The 23,660-nt window shown below is 62.6% G+C and carries 20 protein-coding genes; 15 read left to right on the top strand and 5 right to left on the bottom strand.

Annotated features, from left to right (window positions below; all coding sequences use genetic code 11):
- The first annotated feature begins 565 nt into the window (after positions 1-565).
- Both ABW18_RS20555 and ABW18_RS20550 read left to right on the top strand, forming a co-directional pair.
- Positions 566-1,558 carry a GDP-mannose 4,6-dehydratase gene (locus tag ABW18_RS20555; RefSeq protein WP_049700842.1) on the top strand — a complete coding sequence of 331 codons (993 nt, stop codon included), beginning with the start codon at positions 566-568 and terminating at the stop codon, positions 1,556-1,558.
- A gap of 505 nt (positions 1,559-2,063) precedes the next feature.
- Complete coding sequence (locus tag ABW18_RS20550; protein ID WP_049700841.1) at positions 2,064-3,824, top strand: endo-1,4-beta-xylanase; 1,761 nt, start codon at positions 2,064-2,066, stop codon at positions 3,822-3,824.
- A 25-nt stretch (positions 3,825-3,849) separates the two neighbouring features.
- On the opposite strand, the gene ABW18_RS20545 is transcribed toward ABW18_RS20550, so the two are convergent.
- Positions 3,850-4,920 (bottom strand): LLM class F420-dependent oxidoreductase, encoded by a 1,071-nt coding sequence (locus ABW18_RS20545; protein ID WP_049700874.1) that lies wholly within the window; start codon positions 4,918-4,920, stop codon positions 3,850-3,852.
- A 510-nt stretch (positions 4,921-5,430) separates the two neighbouring features.
- Here ABW18_RS20545 and ABW18_RS20540 point away from each other — a divergent pair.
- The 5 genes from ABW18_RS20540 to menE all read left to right on the top strand — a co-directional run bounded on the left by ABW18_RS20540 (position 5,431) and on the right by menE (position 9,176).
- Positions 5,431-6,663, top strand: a complete 1,233-nt coding sequence (locus tag ABW18_RS20540) for an inorganic phosphate transporter (protein ID WP_235434470.1) — start codon at positions 5,431-5,433, stop codon at positions 6,661-6,663.
- Between the two features lie 45 nt (positions 6,664-6,708).
- On the top strand, positions 6,709-6,996 hold the full coding sequence (locus tag ABW18_RS20535; RefSeq protein WP_049700840.1) for a hypothetical protein: 288 nt from the start codon (positions 6,709-6,711) through the stop codon (positions 6,994-6,996).
- Positions 6,997-7,040: 44 nt separating this feature from the next.
- Positions 7,041-7,367 (top strand): DUF3349 domain-containing protein, encoded by a 327-nt coding sequence (locus ABW18_RS20530; RefSeq protein WP_049700839.1) that lies wholly within the window; start codon positions 7,041-7,043, stop codon positions 7,365-7,367.
- 140 nt (positions 7,368-7,507) lie between these two features.
- Positions 7,508-7,852 (top strand): DUF3349 domain-containing protein, encoded by a 345-nt coding sequence (locus tag ABW18_RS20525; RefSeq protein ID WP_049700838.1) that lies wholly within the window; start codon positions 7,508-7,510, stop codon positions 7,850-7,852.
- 10 nt (positions 7,853-7,862) lie between these two features.
- Positions 7,863-9,176, top strand: a complete 1,314-nt coding sequence (menE, locus tag ABW18_RS20520) for an o-succinylbenzoate--CoA ligase (protein ID WP_416259118.1) — start codon at positions 7,863-7,865, stop codon at positions 9,174-9,176.
- Positions 9,177-9,327: 151 nt separating this feature from the next.
- On the opposite strand, the gene ABW18_RS20515 is transcribed toward menE, so the two are convergent.
- Positions 9,328-10,638 (bottom strand): ISL3 family transposase, encoded by a 1,311-nt coding sequence (locus tag ABW18_RS20515; protein ID WP_049700837.1) that lies wholly within the window; start codon positions 10,636-10,638, stop codon positions 9,328-9,330.
- Between the two features lie 463 nt (positions 10,639-11,101).
- Between ABW18_RS20515 and ABW18_RS20510 the strand changes: the two genes are divergently transcribed.
- The 6 genes from ABW18_RS20510 to ABW18_RS20485 are packed head-to-tail and all read left to right on the top strand — an operon-like array spanning position 11,102 to position 17,846.
- Positions 11,102-12,424: a GumC domain-containing protein gene (locus ABW18_RS20510; RefSeq protein WP_152930162.1), complete on the top strand. Its 1,323-nt coding sequence runs from the start codon at positions 11,102-11,104 to the stop codon at positions 12,422-12,424.
- Between the two features lie 5 nt (positions 12,425-12,429).
- A complete protein-coding gene (locus ABW18_RS20505) occupies positions 12,430-13,287 on the top strand; it encodes a glycosyltransferase (RefSeq protein ID WP_049700835.1) in 858 nt (285 codons plus the stop codon).
- The gene (locus tag ABW18_RS20500; RefSeq protein WP_049700834.1) at positions 13,284-14,636 is read left to right on the top strand and encodes an O-antigen polymerase; all 1,353 of its coding nucleotides are present in this window, start codon (positions 13,284-13,286) and stop codon (positions 14,634-14,636) included. Before ABW18_RS20505 ends, ABW18_RS20500 begins: the two co-directional genes overlap by 4 nt.
- 50 nt (positions 14,637-14,686) lie before the next feature.
- Positions 14,687-15,730: a right-handed parallel beta-helix repeat-containing protein gene (locus tag ABW18_RS20495; RefSeq protein ID WP_152930161.1), complete on the top strand. Its 1,044-nt coding sequence runs from the start codon at positions 14,687-14,689 to the stop codon at positions 15,728-15,730.
- Entirely contained in the window at positions 15,727-16,791 is a 1,065-nt protein-coding gene (locus tag ABW18_RS20490; RefSeq protein WP_049700832.1) for a glycosyltransferase, read from the top strand. The genes ABW18_RS20495 and ABW18_RS20490 overlap by 4 nt, the downstream gene beginning before the upstream one ends.
- Entirely contained in the window at positions 16,788-17,846 is a 1,059-nt protein-coding gene (locus ABW18_RS20485; protein ID WP_049700831.1) for a glycosyltransferase family 4 protein, read from the top strand. The genes ABW18_RS20490 and ABW18_RS20485 overlap by 4 nt, the downstream gene beginning before the upstream one ends.
- 32 nt (positions 17,847-17,878) lie before the next feature.
- Here ABW18_RS20485 and ABW18_RS20480 read toward each other — a convergent pair whose 3' ends face one another.
- Positions 17,879-19,096, bottom strand: coding sequence for a lipopolysaccharide biosynthesis protein (locus ABW18_RS20480; protein ID WP_235434468.1), 1,218 nt, complete (start codon positions 19,094-19,096; stop codon positions 17,879-17,881).
- A gap of 179 nt (positions 19,097-19,275) precedes the next feature.
- On the opposite strand from ABW18_RS20480, the gene ABW18_RS20475 reads away from it, so the two are divergent.
- Positions 19,276-20,676, top strand: a complete 1,401-nt coding sequence (locus tag ABW18_RS20475) for a glycosyltransferase family 87 protein (RefSeq protein ID WP_049700829.1) — start codon at positions 19,276-19,278, stop codon at positions 20,674-20,676.
- On the opposite strand, the gene ABW18_RS20470 is transcribed toward ABW18_RS20475, so the two are convergent.
- Both ABW18_RS20470 and ABW18_RS20465 read right to left on the bottom strand, forming a co-directional pair.
- Entirely contained in the window at positions 20,619-21,584 is a 966-nt protein-coding gene (locus ABW18_RS20470) for a polysaccharide deacetylase family protein (protein WP_049700828.1), read from the bottom strand. The genes ABW18_RS20475 and ABW18_RS20470 overlap by 58 nt on opposite strands.
- A 1-nt stretch (position 21,585) precedes the next feature.
- Positions 21,586-22,140 carry a hypothetical protein gene (locus tag ABW18_RS20465; RefSeq protein ID WP_049700827.1) on the bottom strand — a complete coding sequence of 185 codons (555 nt, stop codon included), beginning with the start codon at positions 22,138-22,140 and terminating at the stop codon, positions 21,586-21,588.
- A 364-nt stretch (positions 22,141-22,504) separates the two neighbouring features.
- On the opposite strand from ABW18_RS20465, the gene wecB reads away from it, so the two are divergent.
- A complete protein-coding gene (gene wecB, locus ABW18_RS20460; RefSeq protein WP_338043853.1) occupies positions 22,505-23,659 on the top strand; it encodes a non-hydrolyzing UDP-N-acetylglucosamine 2-epimerase in 1,155 nt (384 codons plus the stop codon).
- Position 23,660: the final 1 nt, after the last annotated feature.

Below are 23,660 nucleotides of genomic sequence, written 5' to 3'. Positions count from 1 at the left end.
GCGCAGCCGAACGAATCGGACATTATGGCCATCTACACGTGTCTATCACACCATTCGGCACGAGAATGGAGTTCGTTACCGCCATGTGCGCACCGTCACTATTTGGCACTGACATCGGCAAATGAAGTCGGCACGCGACGCGTCGAACCAGCTCACCGCATGTTTCCATTGGGTGAACGGGAGGAAACTTCTTGGGTGCGACGCGCCGAGCGTTGCGCGCCCGATCGACGTCGCGAGCTACAAGCCAAACACAAAGCCCAGGCGCCGATACCGCAAGTTTTCTGTGAGGTTGAGTTCACGAATTCGCCACCCCAGGCCCACCTGAGCATACGAAACGTGCCTTAGGCATTAAGTCCATATCGTCGCTATAGTCGCGAATGTTTCAGGTTTCCTGATACGGTTTTGCCATCTCCTGTGACTACTGCCACTGCGCTTGCCGAGGTGGCGAAAATCGGTTGTAATTCAAGCGCGCACACTATGCAGACTCTCCTGTTGCTCCTGCTTAGTCCAAACCTTCAGACGCCGGATCGCTACGGCTGCTGGCAAGCATTGAGGTGAACACACGTTGAAAACCGCACTGATCACGGGCGTGACCGGCCAGGACGGGCTCTATCTCTCTGAGTTGCTGCACGAGAAGGGCTACGAGGTCTACGGACTGATCCGTGGGCAGAACAACCCCAAGCTGCCGGCACTGCGACGCAGCCACCCATACGTGAAGATCCTCAGCGGCAACCTTCTCGACCTGGCGAGCCTCATCAGGGCACTGGCAAAGGCCCAGCCCGACGAGGTGTACAACCTCGGCGCGGTGTCGTTTGTCGCGTACTCCTGGGACAACGCCGAATTGACCAGTGCGGTAACGGGTCTCGGTGTTCTCAATATGCTCGAGGCCGTGCGCTTCTACTCCGACGACTCCGGCAAGGACGTGCGCTTCTACCAAGCGTCGAGCTCGGAGATGTTCGGCAAGGTGCAAGACGTACCCCAGCGTGAGTCGACGCTGCTCTGGCCGCGCTCGCCCTACGGCGTCGCCAAGGTCTACGGGCACTACATGACGATCAACTATCGCGAGTCGTACGGGATGCACGCGAGCTCGGGCATTCTGTTCAACCACGAATCACCGCGGCGCGGGCCCGAGTTTGTGACCAGGAAGGTCTCACAGGCTGTGGCGCGCATCAGCCTGGGCCTCCAGGACAAGCTCGTACTGGGCAACTTGGACGCGAAGCGCGATTGGGGCTTCGCCGGAGACTACGTCGACGCCATGTGGCGGATGCTCCAGCAGGACGAGGCCGACGACTACGTCATCTCGACCGGAGAGACACACACGATCCGCGAGTTGCTCGACGTCGCTTTCGAGACCGTCGGCATCACTGACTGGGAGCGCTACGTCGAGACCGACCCTGCATTCTTCCGCCCCGCGGAGGTCGATCTTCTCATCGGCGACTCCACGAAGGCGCACGAGAAGCTCGGCTGGAAACCTCGCGTCGACTTCAAGTCGCTGGTCCGGATGATGGTGGAGTCCGACGTCGCCATCGAGGCGCCCAGCCCCGCCGTCGCCATCTGACACCTCGTCGGCTGACACATCGGTCGCCATACGGCTCCGCCCAGTGCAGAAACCCGGGGAAGAAGTTCTTCCCCGGGTTTTGTGGGTTTCCGTGGGTAGTTTCGCGGAGAAACGTCGACAACTCGGGGAAAGAACCCTTCCCCTACTTTCTGCAGGGGCCCGAGCCCAACCCAACCCAACCCGACGACGCGGCGGAAGCGTCGACGAACAGGCAGTCACGGCCAAGCGTCGGCCGCCGTGAGCGCTGTGGCCGCGAACCTCGACCTTGCCGACTCAGATCTCGCATCGCGCAGAGCGGCTGTCGAGCCGAACACGATGTCGACGTTCTGATTACGGAACCGCCCCGCGAGCCGTAAGCGTATAGTGCGCAGCCAACCTGAAAACCCTCTGTGAATCCGCCGGTAGAATCCTCACAACATTTCTCAGTAACCCCCCATTAACTCGGCCGAATCGGTTTTCGTATCTACTCTGTAGCTTAGGGGGGCAACTGACAGGAATCTGCCCGATGCCCGCATCACGTCTCCGCACCAGGTCTTTAACACTCTGTGCCGCAGCACTTCTCGGCACAGGTTTGGTCGCCACAGAGTTTCCCACCATCTCGCCGGCGGCAAAGTCTTCCGTTTCCCAGATTCGCACCGTCACGTTGCCTTACACTATGGCGGCGGTTATCGATGAATCGTCAACTACCATAGGTATCGCCGACTCATCGCTGTACTCGATGAGCAGCGCCGACCTGAACGCGACCCTTGACAAAATCCAATCGCTGGGCGTGACAAGCGTGCGCGTACTCGTCCCGTGGGCCAGCGTTGAGAATCGTCAGGGCGTGTACGACTGGACCCAGCTCGATCAACTTGTCAACGCCGCACAATCCCGAGGGATCAGCTTGGTGGCGACGGTGGCCGCAACACCGTGGTGGGCAGGCAACATCATCAGCGGTCACACCGATCCGGCGGTGTACGCAGGCTTCACCACTGCCGTCGCAACGCGCTACAAGGGCAAGATTTCGGGTTACGAGGTGTGGAACGAACCCAATTCGACACTGTTCTATAACCCCATTGATCCCGCTGCTTACACGGCAATGCTCAAGGCCGCCTACACCGCTATCAAGGCGGCGGACCCCAACGCCGTCGTGATCGCCGGCGTCGTCGGGGCGGCCGTTACGAGTGGCATCACGCTGAACCCGGTCGACTTCATCTCTCAGATGTATGCGGCGGGCGCGGCGGGATACTTCAACGCCCTCTCGTACCACCCGTATCAATACGACGCGTCGTACTCGAGCAACGACCACCCCGACGCGCCATCGCTGCAGATCGCGGCGATCCGCGCGCTCATGGCGCAGTATGGCGACTCCGCGAAGAAGATCTGGATCACCGAATACGGCCAGCCGACGACCGGCGCGTACACCGAAGCACGACAAGCTGAGTTCATCCGGGACTTCATCGAGACCTGGCAGAAGCAGGCCGGCGCCGGACCTATCTATATCTACGAAACGCGCGACACCAACACCGGGAGCAGTAGCACTGAGGAGAACTTCGGGCTCTTCCATACCGACTGGACCGCGAAACCCGCGGCACAGGTCCTGGCCGAGCTCATCGCGAAGTACGCATCCGGATCCAATTCGGGCACACCGTCGACCGGCGGCGGAAACACGGGCGGTGGGAACACAGGTGGTGGAAACACTGGCGGTGGCAACAGCGGCGGAACCACGGACCCCGGGGCAGCGCTCAATGATGCTTTCCAGCAGATGATGGCCGCATTGGCTGCCCAGTTCCAGCAGATGTTGAACGACTTGGCAGCAGCACTGGGCAACGCCTACGGCGCCAATGCCGCCACGACCACAACTGTCACAAAGCTTGCCGCACAGGCAAGTAGCGCGTCGGCCACGACGACAACGGCGAAAACAACGGCGGCGACGACAACTACCTCGACGGCCACCGCAACACCCACACCAACCGCGACAACAACGCCGTCGGCAGCAACTCAATCGACGACACAATCCAAGGCGTCGTCGAGCGCAACCGCCACGCCAACGGCTACCGCGACCGCAACACCCACGGCAACCGCAACACCCTCGGCCACACCCAAGGCAACCGCGACACCGTCAGCCACAGCAACGCCCACGGCAACAGCGACCGCAACACCCACGGCAACCGCAACACCCTCGGCCACGCCCAAGGCAACCGCGACGCCAACTGCCACAGCAACGCCCACGGCAACGGCGACCGCTACCAAGAGCTCGTCGGGCACGTCAACGAAAACCAACTGACCGCTGAATGCGGACGAAGGCTGGCTCAGCTCGCGAAGATCTCCGCGAGCTGGGCCATGTCTTCGACCCGCTCCTTGTGCGTCGGCGCCACCGGAGCCGCGAGGATGCACGTGACACCCGCCGCGCGGAACGCCGCGACCCGCTCGGCCACCAGCGAACGCGGACCGATCAGGCTCATCGCCTCGACCAGATCTGCGGGAACCGCCGCTGCAGCTTCGACCTTCTTACCGTCGAGGTAGAGGTCCTGGATCTCCTTGGCCGCGTCGGCGTAGCCGTAACGCACGGCGAGCTGGTTGTAGAAGTTCTTTCCGCGCGCGCCCATGCCGCCGATGTACAGCGCGGCCTGATGCCGAACCATCTGCGAGGCGTTCTCGATCTGCTCCGCGTCCTCGGTCACTCGCGCGGTCGCCTGCACCACGATGCCCAGCTCGGGCAGCGACGGATCGCGCTTTGCCTTGCCCGCTGCCAGCGGTTCACCGAAAGCGACGTCGACGTGCTCGGGGTGGAACAGGAACGGCTGGAACTCCTCGAACATCTCGGCCGCGACTTCAGTGTTCTTGGGGCCGATAGCAGCGAGCAGCATCGGAATACGTTCACGCACAGGGTGATTGATGATCTTCAGTGGCTTGCCAAGCCCGGTTCCACCGTCCTCTTTGGTGAACGGCAGGGTGTAGTGCTTGCCCCGGTACTCCGTCTTCTCCCGGCGCCAGATCAGTCGACAGATGTCGGCGTTCTCACGCGCGCGCCCCACCGGGTAGTCGTACTTCACGCCGTGGAAACCCTCGATCACCTGCGGCCCCGACGCCCCGATGCCCAGCACGAAGCGACCACCACTGATGAAGTCGAGCCCCGCGGCGGTCATCGCCAAGTTCGACGGCGTGCGCGAGTACATCGGCAGGATTGCCGACTGCAGCTCCATCTTCTCGGTGCGCGCCGCGATGTACCCCAGCTGGCTCACGGCGTCGAAGCTGTATGCCTCAGGCACCGCGATCCGAGCGACACCGGCGGCCTCGAAGTCGACGAGGTTGTCGATGGTCTCGCGAAAATCGCCGGCGTAGTTGATGGGCATACCGAGCTTGATGGCAGAAGCGGTCATGGTTTCGGATTCTTCCACAGCGCTTCGACGCCGCACTAGGCCCGCCCGAGCGCTCGTTCAACCGTCGCCGCTCCGCTGGTCGAGCGCCCTGCCCGCTGGTCGAGCATCGCTTGCGCTGGTCGAGCCTGTCGAGACCACCCCGTCGCAGGGAGTGGTCTCGACTCGGGTGCTCGCTGCGCTCGCGCCCGCTCGACCAGCGGGGTGAGGTTTCGCTGGTTGGCCGCACTCACCGCTGGTCGAGCGGCCCCCGCTGGTCGAGCTTGTCGAGACCACCCGCCTGCGGTCGAGACCACCCGCCCCGCGGTCGAGCGCCCCCTCCGCCGGTCGAGCCTGTCGAGACCCCCACACACAAAAATCGGACATTAGCTGCGCAAATGGTGTCTGCCCACGGTCGGTTCGGTGAACACTAGGTGAACACAGTGTGCGGGTAGGCAAACCCGCAGGTCACAAACTTACGGCAGTCGAACGTAATTTATGCGAAACCTTAAGGCGGGTCGCATGATATTGCCCATGAGCGGAGAGATGCTTGTCCTCGTGTTGCTGGTCATCACAGCACTTGGCTTCGACTTCACCAACGGATTTCACGACACCGGAAACGCCATGGCGACGTCCATCGCCACCGGCGCCCTCAAGCCCAAGGTTGCGGTCACAATCGCGGCCATCCTCAACCTTGTCGGCGCGTTCCTCTCGGTCGAGGTCGCGGCGACAATCACCAAGAACATCCTTCACCTACAAGACAAGTCCGGAAATCTGATCCCCGGCATCGACGTCAACCAAGCGCTGCTGATCATCTTCGCCGGCCTCGTTGGCGGTATCCTCTGGAACCTCTTCACCTGGCTCTTCGGCCTACCGTCGAGCTCGAGCCACGCATTGTTCGGCGGACTCATCGGGTCGGGCATCGCGGCGCTCGGCATGAGCGGAATCGACTGGCACGGCGTGCTGTCGAAGGTCATTATCCCCGCGCTCGCGTCGCCGTTCATCGCTTGCGCGGTTGCCGCAGTCGGCACCTGGCTGATCTTCAAGATCACCGCATCGGTCCTCGTCTCCAAGCAGGAGAAGGGCTTCCGCAGCGGCCAGATCGTCACCGCCTCCCTGGTGTCGCTTGCCCACGGCACCGGCGACGCACAGAAGACGATGGGTGTCATCGCACTCGCCCTGATCAGCACCGGTCACCTGAGCGCGTCGTCGGTGTCACACGGCCTGCCGATCTGGGTCGTCGTCAGCTGCGCCGGAGCCATCGCACTGGGTACCTACCTCGGTGGCTGGCGCATCATCCGCACGCTGGGCAAGGGCCTTGTGGAAATCAGCTCGCCGCAGGGCATGGCCGCTGAAGCCAGCTCCGCCGCAATCATTCTGACCAGCTCGGCAGCAGGCATGGCACTGTCGACGACACAGGTCGCCACCGGCTCGATCCTCGGTTCCGGTGTCGGCAAAAAGGGCGCACAGGTTCGCTGGGCCGTCGCCGGACGCATGGTGATCGCATGGGTCACCACCCTTCCGGCAGCCGGACTCATCGGTGCGATCTGCTACGGCCTCGGCCACCTGCTCGGCGATGTCCTCGGCGCAGTCGTCATCTTCCTCGTCCTCGTCGCGGCGTCGGCCTACATGTACTGGCGCGCACAGCAGAACAAGGTCGATTCCAACAACGTGAACGACGATTGGGACGAAGAGACCAACTCGATCATCCCGCCGGCCGGCCAGGACGGACCTCGTCAGCTCCCCGATCCGACAGCAATGACGTAGGCAACCAGAGACGACGACGGACGACAAAAGGAAAAGCTGAATCTCATGGACATCCTCGAATCGATCTTCAAGGTCTTCGCGATCGGTCTGGTTCTCGGCGCAGGTCTGCCCGCTCTGTTCGCTGTCGGCATGGTGTGCGAGTCGCGCGGCGAAGGCGGACTCAACGCCGACGGCACCACCTCGGCACCCAATCCGGCACTACGTGCACTCGGCTACGTCTTGTTCGCGATCGTCGCGGCCGTGATCGTGATCGGCCTGCTGTGGATTTGCCGCCAGACGCTCAACTACTACTTCGATATCAAGATCTTCCCCTCGTGGGCATATAAGAAGTAGGCCCCCGCGCCACTCGACACTTCGATTTCGAACCGAAAGGCATCATGGCCAACACCTCGCTGTTCGAGTCCGCCGTCAATTGGATTCGCAAGGGCTATCCCGAAGGCATCCCAGCCACCGATTTCCCGCCGTTGCTCGCACTGCTGACCAAGGTGCTCGACGAAGATCAGATCATGCGCATCTGCATGGAGCTCGCCGCCGAGCAGGGAATCGGGACTCCGCTCACCGAAGAGCAGATCTCGAACGCAATCTCCAAGGTCTCCGACCAACCACCGACCGAATACGAGGTCAATCAGGTCGCGTCTCGACTTGCCGCGGTTGGCTGGCCGTTGGCAGCGGAGTCAAAGGATCAGGTTCACGATCTGGACTGACCCAACTGAGATCACGGTGAGCTGAGGCTGCTCAGCCATCACAAGTCACACCGGTCCGCGCCTGCCCCGAGCAGGCGCGGACCGCTTAGAATCGCAGACCAGAACGCGTAAGGCGTCTGCGTGTGCGAGAGGGGGACCGCGTGGCCGATCGGCCGCAATTTCTGAAGAAGATCATCGACTGGTTACGCGCCGGATATCCCAACGGCGTCCCCACCGACGACTACATCCCCCTCGTCGCCCTCCTCCGCCGACAGCTCAGTGAAGAAGAAGTCGACGAGGTCTCGGGCGAGCTCATCCGCGAGTCCGCGCCTCCGCCCGAACCGATCTCCAAGATCGACGCCGGGGTCAAGATCTCCAAGGTCACCCACGAGCTGCCCCACGAGGCCGACATCGATCGCGTCCGCACCTACCTCGAGTCACGCGGCTGGCCGTTCGACGACCACCCCCTCGACCCGCCACCGCCCGACGTCCCCGAGCCGGAGTAGTTTTGCTGCGGTGACCCGCATCCTGCGACCACTCCCCCTGCCCGCCGACGCGACGGTCCTGGACCTCCGCGACGAGCTGCTCGCCCTGGTCGAGCCCCCCTCCCCGCCGGCTTCGCTGGTCGAGCCGTCCTCGCTGGTCGAGCCGTCCTCGCTGGTCGAGCTTGTCGAGACCACCCCCTCGCCGGTCGAGCTCGCTTCCCCGCCGGTCCAGCCCCAACCGCTGGTCGAGCTTGTCGAGACCACCCCCGCCGCCCTGCCAGTGCCGGCCGCCGACCCCGCCCACGCGAAGCGCCTCGCAGACGCTCTCGCCGCCGACACCCCCATCGACGACGCCATCTCGCTCGTCATCTCCACCTCGGGCACCACCGGCACCCCCAAGGGTGCGCAACACACGCCCCGCACCCTCGCCGCATCTGCGGCAGCGACGCACAAATACCTTGGCGGGCAGGGTAATTGGCTCCTCGCGCTCGCGCCGCACCACATCGCCGGACTCCAAGTCCTCCTCCGCGCACTCGCAGCAGGTTTCACGCCAGGCGTCCTCGACGTCTCGTCCGGTTTCAACCCAGACGCCTTCGCCGACGCCCTCGACGCCCTCGACGGTCCGCGCCGCTACACCTCGCTGGTCCCCACCCAACTCCTCAAAGTCCTCGACTCCCCACGTGCCACCGCAGCGCTCCGAGCCGCCGACGCGCTTCTCGTCGGCGGCGCGGCGACTCCGGCACCGCTCCTGCGCCGCGCACTCGACGCCGGGCTGTCCATCGTGCGTACCTACGGCATGAGCGAGACCGGCGGCGGCTGCGTCTACGACGGCATCCCGCTCGACGGGGTCACCATCACCCTCATCAACCCGAACCCCGAAGGCGTTGGGCGCGTTGCACTCTCGGGCCCGATGGTCGCCCACGGATACCGCAACCTTCCCGATCACCCGGCCTTCACACTCACGCCCGGCGCACGGACTTTCATCACCGACGACCTCGGCCGCGTCGACGACGGCGTCCTGAGCATCATCGGCCGCGCCGACGAAGCCATCACCACCGGCGGACTCACAGTGGTACCCCAGGTGGTCGAGGCCGTGATCCTCGACGACGACTCCGTACGCGAGTGCGCCGTCGTCGGACTACCCGACGACCGTCTCGGCGAGAAGGTCGTCGCCTTCGTCATCCCCTCTGACACAAGCAGATTCGACGCTGAGCGCATCCGTGTCGCCGTCGTCGAACGACTCGACCGCTACGCCGCTCCCCGCGACATCATCGAAGTCGACGAACTTCCGCTGCGCGGTCCGGGCAAGATCGACCGACGCGCATTGCGCGCTCGCTTTAGTTGACCTGGGTTCAGGCGTGACGTCCCAGCCCGCGATTCGTCGCCTTCGCCTTTACCCTTTCCCGGTGAAGTCCTTGACGCCCTCCGTTGTGCCAAGCCTGGACAGAACAAGCCTCACACGCGGAGACTGAGGTCCTTAACCGGCTCTTCCGAATTCAGAGTGCATCGAGGTGTTGTGCCAGGCCGCCGGAGTGGATGAGTGACCGCAAGATGTAGTGGCCGAGGTTGCGGAATCCGAGCGCGATGCCGCGGAGGTGTTCCAGACGCCCGTTGATGGCTTCCACGGGTCCGTTGGAGGCGCCGGTGTCGAAGTAGGCCAGGATCTCCGCACGCCGGGCCCATAGGCTGCGGCCGAGTTGGGCGAGTTCGGCCAACTGGGTCGGGACGCCGGTGTGGATACGCTTGAGCAGCTTGTACATCGCGATCTTCCCGTCGCGTTTGTTCGGCTGGCCGTAGGCGTCGATCAACTCCTGATAGACGGCGTAGGTGACCGCGACGGCCACGTGTTCCTCACGGGCGTCCAGGCCGGTGCGCAGACGGGTCTTCTGCTTGTCGGTCAACAATCCGATCCGGGTCAGCAACGGGCGGCGGATGCCGTAGAGCGGATCACCGGTGCGGCCACGATGGCCGCACGTATCCTGTTGCACGCGTTGACGACACACCGTCAGCTTCTCAGCGGCCAGGTGCACGACATGGAACGGATCCATCACCGCACGCGCCTTGTCGAGGGTTTCGGCGGTCGCAGTGCGATACCCGGAGAATCCGTCCATGGTGACGACCCGGATCCGATCCCGAAACGAGGGGTCGCGGGCATCGAGCCAGTCCTTCAACGCCGCTTTCGACCGCCCGGCGACCATGTCCAACAAGCGAGCTGGGCCGGTACCGTCAACGATCGGCGTCAGGTCGACCAGAACGGTCACGAAACTCGAATCACCCTTGCCGCGAACATGTTTCCACTTGTGCTCGTCCACTCCGAGGACCTGCACACCGTCCAGGCGTGCCGGCGCAGAGGCCAACGTGCGGGCCGCATCCAGGGCGAGGGTGTTCACGGTGTTCCAGCTCAACCCGACCGCAGCCGCGGCCGCCGAGACACTCATTTTGTCGCAGATCATCGACCGCAGAATCCAGGTCGTGGTCCGTCGGGTGACCTGGGCCCGCGGCGCCACCATCGTGAAGATGTCGGCACGAAAGATCGTGGTGGCACAGTCGGGGTTGGCGCACACGTAGCGCGGCACCGCGATATGCAGCCTCGTCGGGTGCCCCACGATCGGCAGATCAGCAACCTCCCGGTCAACATGATCACGCAGCCGGCCCGGCTGCCCGCATCCGGCACACGTGTTGTTCGGGGCCAGGACATGGCAGAACACGTGGGTACGGTCCTCGCCGTCAAGGGCGGCGTCGGTGATCGTCACCCCGAGCTCGATGGTGCGGCAAATCGTGTCGGCAATAGCGCTACGCTGCGTCATGGGTCCTGTTGGTGTCCGGATGGTTGTGTAGGAACTTTCATCCTCACACCACAGGACCCGCCTACATCCCCAGGCTCACCGCCCACACCCCGCGATCTTGCTCACCCACATCTTGTGGTCCCTAGAACCCGTTCTACGCACCGTCAATTCGGAAGAGCCCCTTAACCCCTACTTTCAAAAACGACGAATCCGACGGAATCCTGGGGAATCGATGTGAGTTTCGTCGCCTGGGGGGATTATTCTCGGTGTAGTTGGCGATCTCGGATAAGGTAGCATCGAGTAAATAGGGGGAGTTAGTTTGATGCACGTATTAAATCGTGCCCAGTTGACGCGTGGGGTCGTCGCACTGTGGCCGATAACTCTGGTGTGCGCCGTGCTAGGTGCGCTGGTGGGAGCGTTGTCGCAGACGGGGGACACCACGCAGTCGGCGGAGGCAATGGTTCGACTAGAACAGCCTGCGAGCGTGTCTGCTGTGATCAGCGGACAGCCGACTTCCACCGACGATCTGCAGAGCTATGTCAGTGGCGAGATCGCGTATCTTTCGGGTTCGGGATTCCGCGACAGCGTGAAAGCGAAGCTGGGAACAGCGACCAATCCGACGATCAGCGCGGTGCAGAACAGTAATTCTGCCGTTGTGACCATCTCGTCGTCGTCGCCGACTGAAAGCGAAGCCCAACGCACCGTCGACACCGCGATCTCGACCTACCTGGATCACACGTCACAGCAGCTACGAGATCGCAATACCGCGGCACTGAACTCGATCAATGCGCTGATCACCCAACAGCAGAACGCCGGTCGTACCGCAGGCATCCCGGAATTGCGTACCCAGGCCTCAGCGCTGCAACTGCAGATGGCAGCAGGCGCTCCCGCTTCCGTCGTTCAGCCTGCGACCGAAACCGAAGGAAAAGCGTCGAACTGGTCGGTCATGTCCATCATCGGCGGTGTAGTCGGAGCCATCCTCGGGCTGGGCAGCGCACTGATCTGGCGCAACCGAAAGCGCTTCATCACGTCGGCGTCCGACGTCAGCGATAACGCCAAGACGATGACTCCCGTGATCGTGCCGCAGCGATCTGGAAGTATTCCCTCGGACGCTGAGAAAGAGGCGGCCAGAAGCCTCTTCGCACAATTGGGCTCACCCGACAGCGGCACAATTGCCGTGGTTGGGCTATCAACCGGGTCAGGAGCACGTCGCGTCGGCGAACTGCTCGCGGGCGCATCTGCGCATCACGACGCCGTGCAGGTACTCGAGTGTCTACCGCTCGGCACCGACCCCGACCTCGCCGATCACCTCAGCCATGCCGACTACGTCGTAGTCGTCGCCCAGCAGTATCTCGACCGCCTCCCGACGCTGGCATCCACTTTGAGTTTGTTGCCCGACCCCTCGCGAGGATTCATCGCCATCACGCGACATCGATGGTGGCCGCGAAAGTCCGATACGCGGACCGACGAGACCACCGCGCGTCCGCCGGCGGTCGTCGACGGCGAGCAGTTCCAGACTGCGACCGATGCCACGACGAGCGGCGTCGTATCCGCACCATCCGCGTCGGCAGACTCTGCGGTGTCGAAGGACCACGTCACTTCTGACCGGAGCGACATCGATCCGCACGAAGAAGGCCCACACGAAGAAAAGGTCTCGCCCCACGCGGACGGCGACAACAACGACGACGACGACGACGCAGATTTCCGCGACACGTCCAACGGAGACGGAGAAGGCTCCAATGGGGCTGGTGTGCGCACGTTGCGTGACCGTGTCCGTAGTGAAGTCGCAGCTGCAGATTCGATCTGATCGCAATGACTTCGCCAAGAATTTCACTCGTGTGCAGCACGATTGGTCGGCCGCGTGAATTCGGTCGATTACTCGACTCCGTCGCCAACTCGACGATTGCCGAAGACGTAGAGTTCATCGTCGTCGATCAAAGCGATGAGCAGGAATGCGCAGCCGTGCTGACATCTGCGGGGCTTCCGGGCCCTGTCCATGCCGCGCGAAGCCCACGGGGAGTTTCGACCGGACGCAACGCAGGTACCCAAGTTGTCACCGCGCCCGTGGTCGCATACCCGGACGACAACTGTTGGTACAAGCCGGACACGTTGGAAGCCGTGACTCGGATTCTCGACGAGCAGCCCGAACTCGCCGGGGTCAGTGGCATGCAGGTCACCGAAGATGGTCAGCCGTCGATGCAGCGGTGGCTTCGACGACCGACGACTGTCACACGGCTGAATTTTCCACGCACCAGCATTTCGAGCACCCTTTTTTTCCGCACGGAGGCGCTGCCGTCACGCGCTCCCTTCGATGAGAGCATCGGCGTCGGTGCACCCGGGCTCCGCGGCGCAGGTGAAGACTCAGACCTCGTCCTTCGCCTCATCGCCGCCGGGCACTCGCTCTCCTATGAGCCGTCGGTACAGATCCTGCAGGACGATGATCGTCACGCGATCACCGAGGCATTCGTCGACAAGATGTTCAAGTACGGCGTCGGCAACGGCCATCTCTGGCGTCGTCACCGGCTGTCGCTTGCCCAGTTCGGATACCACGGCGCGCGCAAAGTGGTGGGCAGCGCGGTTCGCGACGTTCGGGGTGACCGAGTCCACGCGCGAGCCGATCTCGCCTATCTCAGGGGCGAACTCGTCGGCTACTTCGGTAGGGACAGGTGAGTTCGCAGAGTTCGCGGGCAGTCTGGTGGATATCGCCGACCGCCATCGCGCTGGTGGTTGGTTCGCTTTCACTGATCCCGACCGTATTCATCAGCGATCAGGAGTTCCGTGCCCTCTGGCGGTCTGCACGGACGCTAGATAACGCAACGGTGGCGATGTTCGGCTCGGGCGTCCTCGTGTTGGCTTTGGCCGCATTGATCGGGATGACACTCGTACGGCGCCGGCCCGTGGCGCGCGGTGAGTGGCCCCCGATGCAGCCGAACACACTTGCTCTGTTGGTTCGAGCGAGTTCGGTGATGTTCGGATTAACAGTGTTCGGGTATCTCGGTTTCGGCTATCTGATCGCCAAATCGGGCATCACGCCTGCAGAACTCCTCAATGCGACAGCAGCAGACGGAACACCGACAAAAGATGCGATCGGAACAATCGCAGGGGTCACGACTCTCACCCAGTTCGGCGTGCCCGCGGTGGTCGTGGCCGCACTCGTACTGACACAGGGAAGAAGCAGACGCCAGATCGGCATCATCACGGCTGTCATGCTTCTCGCGATCGGACGCGCCTACGTTTTCTCCGAGAGACTCGCCGTGCTCGAGCTGGTTGTCCCGCTGGCTGTCATCGGTAGTGCGTATCTCGGGAACCGAAGCCGGCGCGGAAATGTCCTCGCCCAGTGGATTCCGCTCGCCTCACTTCCGGTGCTGCTTCTCGTTTTCGGATTGTTCGAATATTTCCGATCGTGGTCGTTCTATCGCACACGCACCTCGAACAGCTTCGTCCAGTTCGCCGCCGATCGACTCGCCGGGTACTACGCCACCGCGATCAACAACGGTCAGATCATCTACGACAACATGCGGTGGCCAGGGCGGGTGCCCTACGACACACTCGAGGTCGTGTGGACGGCACCTGGTATCCAACACGTGTACAGCACGCTGCCTCCACACCGCAGCGCCTTCCCTCTCGGTCCGTCCGATTACAGGCCCCTCCTCGCACAGCACGGCAATCCAGAGTTCAACAATCCCAGTGGATATACCGGACCATTTACCGATTACGGACATTTCGGAGGCCTCGTTTATTTCGCGATCGCTGGCATAATTGTCGGCGTCACATATCGCGCCTTCTGCAACGGATCTCTGATTGGCATGCTCATGTACCCGGTGATGTTCACAGGATTGCTCGAAATGCCCCGCTACCTCTACTGGGCTCAAGGCCGAGCGGCGCCCGCTTGGGTGGGATTGCTTTTGGTCGCGTATCTCGCGACGAGGGTAAACAAGTCGAGAAAGCCGGGACCATCTGACGCCCCGGATTCGTCAACCTATCTGACCGTTTCTCAGCCAGGAGGTGTGACGAGATGAGGGCTTCGTGGCGGCGTGCCGTCCTACCAGTAGGTTTGGCGGTGCTCTTCATGATTACGGGATGCGGTTCGGCTGCCACTGCGCCACCGAATACTGACCACACCCAGGAACTGCAGAACAGGTTCGACGCGCTGGCCCCCGGTTCGACACTCCAATTGGACAGCGGAACGTATCGCCATTCCGGAGTGCTCAAGATCCGAGTGCCCAACGTGACGATCAAAGGTAACGGCACAACCCTTGCCGCCACGAATGATCTGACTTCGTCAGTCCAGGTGACTGCCGACGGCGTGTCCATCTCAGGAATCACATTCGCCGGCGCGACCAGTGGCACACGCCAGTCCGGACTCGATCAGCACAAGCTCGTGATAAGTGGCACGAATGACACCGTCCGCGACGTGAACATCCGCGGCTCCGCAGCGGCGGGACTCTTCGTCGACGGTGCAAAGGGATTCACCATCGACCGGGTGAACGTGTCGGACACACTCGCCGACGGCGTCCACATGACCAACGGAGCGAGTGGCGGCTCTGTGAGTAACGTGACGACCTCGGGCACCGGCGATGACGGGGTCGCCGTAGTGAGCTACGGCGATAACGGCCTGTGTTCTGACATCAAGGAATCGAACATCACCGTCAACGGAAACCGCTGGGGTCGAGGAATCACAGTTGTCGGAGGCACCCGCGTCGCGATCACCGGCTTCAACGTGTCCAACACCTCCGGCGCGGGCTTGTACATCGCGAGCGAAGGCAACCCCTACTACACCCAGTCGGTTTCACAGGTGTCCGCATCCAACGGACGGATAACGTCCGCCAATATCGGAACCGTTGTGCACGGTTCGATCCTCGTCTATTCGGGAAATGCCGGCCGCAGTGTGAGCAATGTGCGGGTATCCGGTGTGACAGTGACGTCGACACCGGCAAAAGCGGGACGCGACGTTGCTGTGCTCGCAGACAGTGGCGGAACCGTCAGCAACATCTCTTTCACACAGATCACGCTGGTCAATGATTCGGTTCAACCCTTCGTCACCAATGCACCCCGTTCAGCCACATCCACCTCTGGCTGGACGCGCAACGGCACCCCGATCGAGGTTCCGTGACCGGTAGCACGAGCACCGCGCGACTCTTCCACGTCACCGAGTCGTTCGCGAGCGGGACGGCAGCCGCCATCGGCGACTACGTGCGCAACTATCCCGATATCGAGCACCACCTCCTGTACTCCACACGCGCCGAAGCAACAGTCGACACGGCGTCGTTGACCCAGTTCGCCTCAGCGACAGAGCTTCCGGCGGGCACCCCGAACCGAATCCGGTTCCTCAACCGCACCTTGCGCGAGGGGCGCCCAACTGCCGTTCATGCTCACTCCAGTAAGGCGGGGGTGTATGTCCGGTTGGCGCTGCGCAACTCACCTCGCTCACCCATCGTCTACACACCACATTGCTACGCGTTCGAGCGACGTGACGTACCCACCGTAGTTCGATCCGGATTCCGGTTCGCCGAATGGCTTCTGTCCTTCAACACCTCCGCAATTGGCGCATGTTCGCCGCGCGAACGCGAATTGTCACAATGGCCGATCTCGCGCCCGCGAGCCGTCATGGTGCCGAATGTGACGCCCGCGCACATCCCACGTCATCATCGAACGTCAGCGGAACGTCTGCGCATCATCGGCAACGGGAGGTTGGGTCCGCAGAAAGACGCACGCTTCTTCGCGGAAGCGGTGACAACCGCTCGCGAGACGGGTGCCGACGTCGAGGCTACGTGGATCGGCGGCGGCGACGAGGAGCACGTCGACCTGCTGCGCGCTGCCGAGGTCGATGTGACGGGATGGCTCAATCGTGAACAGGCGCTGAAGACGCTTGCCTCGGGTGATGTCTATCTCCACACCGCTCGATGGGAGGGATTTCCGATCTCCATCCTCGAGGCAGCAGCAGCCGGACTTCCGGTGATCGCACGTGCTCAGCCGTATATCCATGGATTCGACATGCCGATGACCATCGAGCGCCCGTCGCAACTCGGACCTCTGCTGAAAGCTCTTGGCGATCCCGAAACCTACACCGAGCAGACCGAATTGACGCGACTCGCAATCGCCGACAACACCGACGACGCGCAACGCACAGCACTGCGTCGACTCTACGATCCGCTATTTGAAAACATGACATGAACGAGATTCACATCAACGGCAAGTGGCTCGCGCAATCGTTGACGGGTACTCAGCGGTATGCCAATGAGATGGTCCGCGCGCTCTTGACGCTTGCGCCAGAACGCCGATTCGTCGTCGACGTTCCTGCCGACGCATCGGTTCCACAGTGGCTGACAGACAGCGGTGCACGGGTGGACCGCTCTCGCTGGAGCGGCGTCGCTTTCGAACAGCTTCACCTACCGATCGCCAGTCGCGGCGCGCTTCTGCTCAACTTCGCCGGCCCTGCACCGCTGCTCAAACGCAAGCAGTTGGTGACGATGCACGACGCGACGCCGTTCCGGTTTTCGGCGACCTTCCGGCGGTCCTTTGTGGCCTTCTACGCTGTGATGTACTTCCTGCTGTCACGCACGGCAGCACATCTCGTCACGGTGTCCCGCTTCAGCGCGGGCGAGCTCGCCGAGTACCTTCGCGTTCCTGCCGAGCGCTTCACGGTGGCGCACTGTGCCGCCGACGGTTTCGACACAGTCGCAGAGCGGGCGCCTGAGCTGGCGGACACAACGGACGTGAGCAGTTCTTTCGTCGTCGTCGGTACGCTGGCGCAACACAAGAACCTTCCCGACCCGGTCAATGCGCTTGTCTCCGAAGGCTATTCGACCATCGTCGTGGGCGCGTCCGGCAATCCCCAGGTCTTCAGCGATGCTTCCCCACTCGCGACCGGCGCGACAGTCGCCGGTCGTCTTGACGACGCCGAGCTCGCATACCTGTATCGCCACTGCCGCGCATTGGTCTTCCCCTCCCGATACGAGGGCTTCGGTCTCCCCGTTATCGAGGCGCAGACGTCGGGATGTCCCGTGATCTGCAGTGACGCCGCCGCGATCCCCGAGGTTGCGAGTGACGCTGCAATCTACTTCGCTCCCAACGACACCCAGGCCATGCTTGACGGTGTGCGCCGCATCTCAGAAGACAGTGGCTTACGCGCGAAGCTGATTCGCATGGGTCACGAGAACACGCAGCGATTTTCGTGGCACCTCTCCGCAGAGCGCGTACTAGAGGCCATTTCACCTTCGTCCCGCTGACAGCGCGGCTGACCGGCCAAGCCGGCAACCCGTCAGCGGAACGTCGCCAATGATGCGCGTACGTCGAGGCTCGGTCGTGGCGTGTCGTCGAGAACGCTACGCGCGCTGAGCCATTGGACTACGGCGGTCAACGTCACCGCGCACGCCGAGACGATTGCCAAAGCCATCGGGCCACCCGCGAACGCCGCCGCGATACCTGCGGGCACGGCCACTACCAGCACGGCGAACGCCGACCACGCCGCGCGGTCGATGTTGTCACTGATGACCAGCATCGTGATGTTCCCGCCCAACGCTGTTTTCGCGATCCCACCCGCGGCGAGGACCAGGAGCAACGGTCCCGCAGCGGCCATCGAGGGGCCGTAAGCCCACGAGACAACGGTCTCTCCGAGAATCGCCAGAAATGCAACGATCACGAGCGTCACGAGTGAACCGAGTGTGGCCACCGCCGCAAGTATCGACACCACTCGCTCACGATTCCCCAAGACCCATTCCCGCGCGACAGCCGGCGTCACGGCGAGGGATGCGAGACTCTCCAGAATCGTGACCTGCAGGGCCAAAGTGGCTGCGGCCGCATAGATTGCCGCGTCGTGCGGTGCGAACGCGAAGTTGGCGAGCCAAATCGTAGCCGGAAGACACACGAATGCGGAGAGGTCGAGAACGAAGAGTTTGGCGCCATGACGAATCGGATCGCGCAGGGCGCGCAATTGACCACGCGTCGTCAACGACACTTCTGCGCGACCCACGGTCAGCGCAATTGCCAACTGGATCGTGGCCACGGCGGTATATACGCCGAGAACCTCCGTCAGCGATGATTTGTCGAACGCGAAAAGCAGTAGGGCCACCGCGGGGAGCACGATCGTGCTGCGAATATGGTGAGTGGTCAACACGGCCATTCCCACCCGCCCGTGAGCGGCGAAGATATCGCTGAGGGTCAGCCGCATCGACTCGACGACCACTACCGCTACCGTGAGTAGCAGCACCGGCCAGTATTGCGAATCACCGCGTAGTGGCCACGTCGCGATCAGTCCGATGAAGGGTGCCGTGATCAGCGACAGCACCGCGGTTGCCCGCAAGTGGTCGGAGGCGATTTGTTTGGCCTCATCTGCTGTCTTGGCCGCCGGTAGTAGCCGTATAACGTTTGGCCCCAACCCCAATCGACCGACCATGGGGCCGATCGACAAAGCTGCGAGGATCGCGAAGAAGACGGCGGCCTGCCTTGCATCGAGCGCTCGATACGCAACGATGGTCATCAAGAAGGTGCATAACAAACCTGCGCCGGCGGCTACGAACCGGAGGCTGAAACTACGGCGCACCTCGGTCGTGGGCTTCTCGGCGGCGGTCACCATGTATAGCCAGACAGGTGCATGAGCGGATTCGCTGTGTAAAGTGAGCACGCAGTTCTGCGCCCTGATCGGACGGAGGTGACCCGATGCCGCTGAAACGCCGATTCGACGCCCGCTGGGAGATCCCTCTCTTCATAGTCTCCATCGTCGCAATGATTGCGCTCGCCGTTTCGCTCGTGAGGAAGGCGCTGGCAGACCGGATCGACGCCGACGGCGCTGTCGATTGCGGGAAAAACCTCTGCCATCTGTCCTTCGTCGATTTCCGCGACGCTACGTGGCGCCCGGTTTCCTGGTTCGTCATGGGCAACAATCCCTATGACACTCAGACGTACCTTCAACATTTCCCCAACTCTCTCGATTACCCGACGTACGCACCGGGCCATCTGTTGCTCTGGGCTCCCCTTGGATGGGCCGATTGGAATACCGCCAGCGTCGTCGCTGCCGTGATCGGGATGACCGTGATCATCGCGACCGGTTGCTGGCTCGGATTGAGCGTGGCCGAGAACATCCCCGCGACGCTGATCCCGGCCGGACGCGAGGGCGCCATCAGGCGCGGGATGCTGGCGACGTGGGGAGTGATTCTTCTTCTGCTCTCCCGTCCGGTGAGCCTGGCCTACTACCTCGGTCAGCCCAGTATCGTCTACGTCTTGCTTGCAGTCCCTGCAATCATGGTGCGCAACAAGTACATCGGCGTGATACTCGTCGCATTGTGTTGCATGAAGCCACATATCGGGCTGGCCGTAGTCGTCGTTCTGATTGCGCAAAGCAGATGGCGACGAGCATTGCTCGGCGTCGGATTGAGCGCAGCCCTCTCCCTCGCCGCAGTTTTGGTGATGGCCGGCGGTGTCTCCGGAGTGCCGCGCTGGGTCGACAGCCTCGTCGGAAACATCAGCGAGTCGTCGTCGAGACGAACGGCGGATTGGCTCGATGAGCGAATCGATATCGTCGGGAGCCTCCAGCACGCCGGATTGGGCATTTCGACCGCGACCACAGTCGCCATCGCCATCGCAGGTGTTGTTGCCGCGTACTTCTTGGTTCGACGAACGTCGTACCGTTTCGAATCGATTTCCGTCCTGCTGGGCCTGACACTTGTCACGGTGACGCTCTACCACCTCAGCTACGACGCAGCGTGGCTGATCGCGCCGATCGTGCTCGGTTCTCTCGAAGTAGCGTCCGATCCCCGACTGCGCAAGCGACTTGCACCGGGATTGGCCCTGTTGTTCTTCGGGGCAGCCATTTCGCACTACTACATATTCGATCGGCTCGGTAACGAACTCGGTGTCGCGAACTTCTCCATCTGGCTGATGCGCGTGACGTTGTACGCGGGCGCGGTACTGCTGATCGCCGGACTGTGGACAGTATTCCGGACGCGGCAACACCCGCATTCGTCGGCGGATAACGTCGATCCTCGGGCTCATTCGACGCATGCTCACCCGATCTCCGCGGAGGCAAGCGACACCCCGGGCGCCGACATCGCCGCCACGTGATCGCCGGTACCCACCACGTCAAAATTCGCCTGCATCGTTTGAACCACCCAGGTGATGAACGCGACCTTGTCCGACGCCGCGACGCCCATGCCAGGAAAGAACTCCATCGCGGGCGCGTCCCGCCGGTCGAGGATGTCGGTGGGATGAATGAGCATCGACATCCCGACCCCGCGCGCCCTACATAGGCGCACCGCGGCACGAAAATAGCCGCGCGCAAGTCTCGGCGAAATCGAGTACAGCTGAATGAGGTACGAACCGTGCATGGGCACACGAGCAACCGGAAAGGTTGTGACCGGCAGTTCTACGATCTGACCACCTGCGGCCCGCAGTCGCTGGGGATGCAGACTCCATCGCGCCTGCCCGAATCCGCCGAACAGGTCGGCACGATCTTCTCGTTGTTCGTCTGACAATTCGGTGCTGCGGAAGTGCTGATACCGCGCGAGTGGACCGATCCACGTCGGCAGCACACTCGCGTCGTACTGATAGCCCCGCTCTATGAGCAGCCTGAACAACTCCGGAGTGTGGCTGTAGCCAGGCGCCCGAAAACCAACTGGCGCAGGGGCTCCTGCCGCCACGATGGCTTCGTGCGTCCTATCGACCTCTGCGGCAAGCCGCTGCGCGTCGTACCTCTGCAGCCACGGCTCATGTTCGTACGAATGGTTTCCCACTTCGTGTCCACAACGAGCAAACGACGAGACAGCTTCTGCGCCGTCATCGCGAGCCGCATCTGCGCCGATGACGAAAACCGTTGTGCTCTGGTTGAGTTCACCGAATAGCTCGACGATCCGCGGTACCGCCACGTGAAGATAGCTCGGTCGGGCTTCCCACTCGGGATCTCCGTGTGTCTTCAAGTACGACCACACGTTGTCAAGATCGACCGACACACTCGCGAGGGTTGTCGAGTTCATGTCATCCTTCCGGCACATAGGTCTGAAGTCGACCAGCGCGCGCCGCAACGTCTTTCGACATCGCGCGTACCTGGCTCTTCTCAATTGCTGCCATGGCTATGACCCCACCGACACAGGCCGCAAGACCGACGATCACCCACACCGCCAAACCATCGCCTACACGGTCGCCGAGCAGCAGAAATCCGACGCTCGACGCAGCCAGGAGGGTCACCGCATCCATCACCGAGCCGACGAGGGTCGTCGAACCCCGCGCCAGCGCGAGCCCCATCTGCAGTTGCCCGACCACTGCGGTCACCACCACAAGCCACGCGAGCGGATCAGCGAGGAGCCCGAAGCCGACGTGCGACGCGACGGGTCTCCCCGCCACCGCCAGAATCGCAAAGCTCACACCGGCCAGACACGCAAGCGGAACCGCGCCGGCACTCCGTGAGGCAAACCACGTCGCTCCAGCGACTACAAACGCAACAGTCACGAGACCGACAAGTGCCAGACCGCCGATCTCGTAACTGTTCGACGGACGCGAGACAACCAACAACAGAACGATCGCGCTCGCCATTACGCCGAATACCGCCAACTCGCTTGCGGAGGTTCGCCGCCGCAAAAGCACGAATCCCAGGAGCGACGCCAGGGCCACAGACGCGCACACGGCACCCTGGACGAGGTACAGGGGCAAATGCGCTCGAGCGAGAAAAGCAAGTGCAAAACCCGTTACCTGACAGGCGAATCCGACGATATACACCGGATCACCGATCAGACGGGTGAGCCCACGAACGCCCGCTCCGGAAGGAGCGGAACGTCTTGCGCCCACACTCTGACAAAGCAACCCGGCTGCATAGGCCCCCACCGCTGCAGCAAGGTAGAAATAGTCGATTATCACGTCAACTCGAATCCGCCCCGTTCACTATCCCGAACTCGGGAATGTGGGTAGTCTAGCGCGCGTGCCGACCGTTCATCTAGTTGCCGGAACCCGCCCGGAAGCCATCAAACTGGCTCCTCTTTATAGTGAGCTTTGCGAACTATCGTTCGATGTGCAGTTCGTCGCAAGTGGGCAGCATCCGACAATGGTGAGGGACTCGCTGCAGGCGTTCGGCATCACCCCCGACCTCGCACTCGAGATCGACCGTGGTGACGGCGGTCTACCGACCCTTACCGCGGCGTTGATCACCGGCCTGTCCGACCTGTGGGCGGCGAAGCGTCCCGATCTTGTTGTGGTACAGGGCGACACCACGACAGCCTTGGCTGGAGCACTTGCAGCGTTCTGGGCAAAGATCCCGGTTGCACACCTGGAGGCAGGCCTGCGGTCACATGATCTCCACTCGCCGTTTCCCGAAGAGGCAAACCGCAAGCTGATTGGACAAGTCGCGGATCTGCACCTGGCGCCGACGCAGCGAGCAAAAGACAATCTCATTTCCGACGGAGTCCCCGAAGCCCGGATCTACGTGACCGGCAACACAGTCGTCGACGCCGTGATCCGCATCGCGGCAGATCTTCCAGAGGCCAGCGCAACCACTGGGCCCGTGGTTCTGCTGACAATGCACCGCCGCGAGTCCTGGGGCTCGCCCCTCGACCAGGTACTGAAGGCGGTTGCGCAGCTGCTGACCGAGTACCCCGACCTGGAAGTGATCTGCCCAACGCATCCCAACCCCTCTGTCCGGCAACAGGTTCACCAGGTACTTGGCGGACACGACCGTGTCACGCTCACCGAGCCACTCCCCTACGAGGCGCTCGTAGGAGTGATGAAAGCCGCTACGGTCATCCTCTCCGACTCCGGCGGGATCCAAGAGGAAGCACCCACGTTCGGTGTGCCCGTCCTCGTGGCACGGACGGTTACGGAACGAATCGAAGCGATCGAGCACGGGTGCGCCATCTCGGTGGGAACTGACACGAACACCATTCTCTCGACCGCACGCAAGCTGCTGGACAGCCCAGACTTGCGCTCCTCCATGGCATCTCGCGGAAACCCCTTCGGCGACGGACTGGCAGCATTCCGGAGCGCGAAGGCGATCGCGCAGTTATTCGATGCACGGGTCGAGCTCCCACCCGAGTTTTCAATGAACGCGCAGCAGGTCACATAAC

Origin of the sequence: Gordonia jacobaea, from assembly GCF_001186365.1 — a bacterium.
In the GTDB taxonomy this organism is placed as follows: Bacteria; Actinomycetota; Actinomycetes; order Mycobacteriales; family Mycobacteriaceae; genus Gordonia; species Gordonia jacobaea.
The sequence above is the reverse complement of the archived record's forward strand: the minus strand, read 5'-3'. Positions and strand labels throughout refer to the sequence as shown.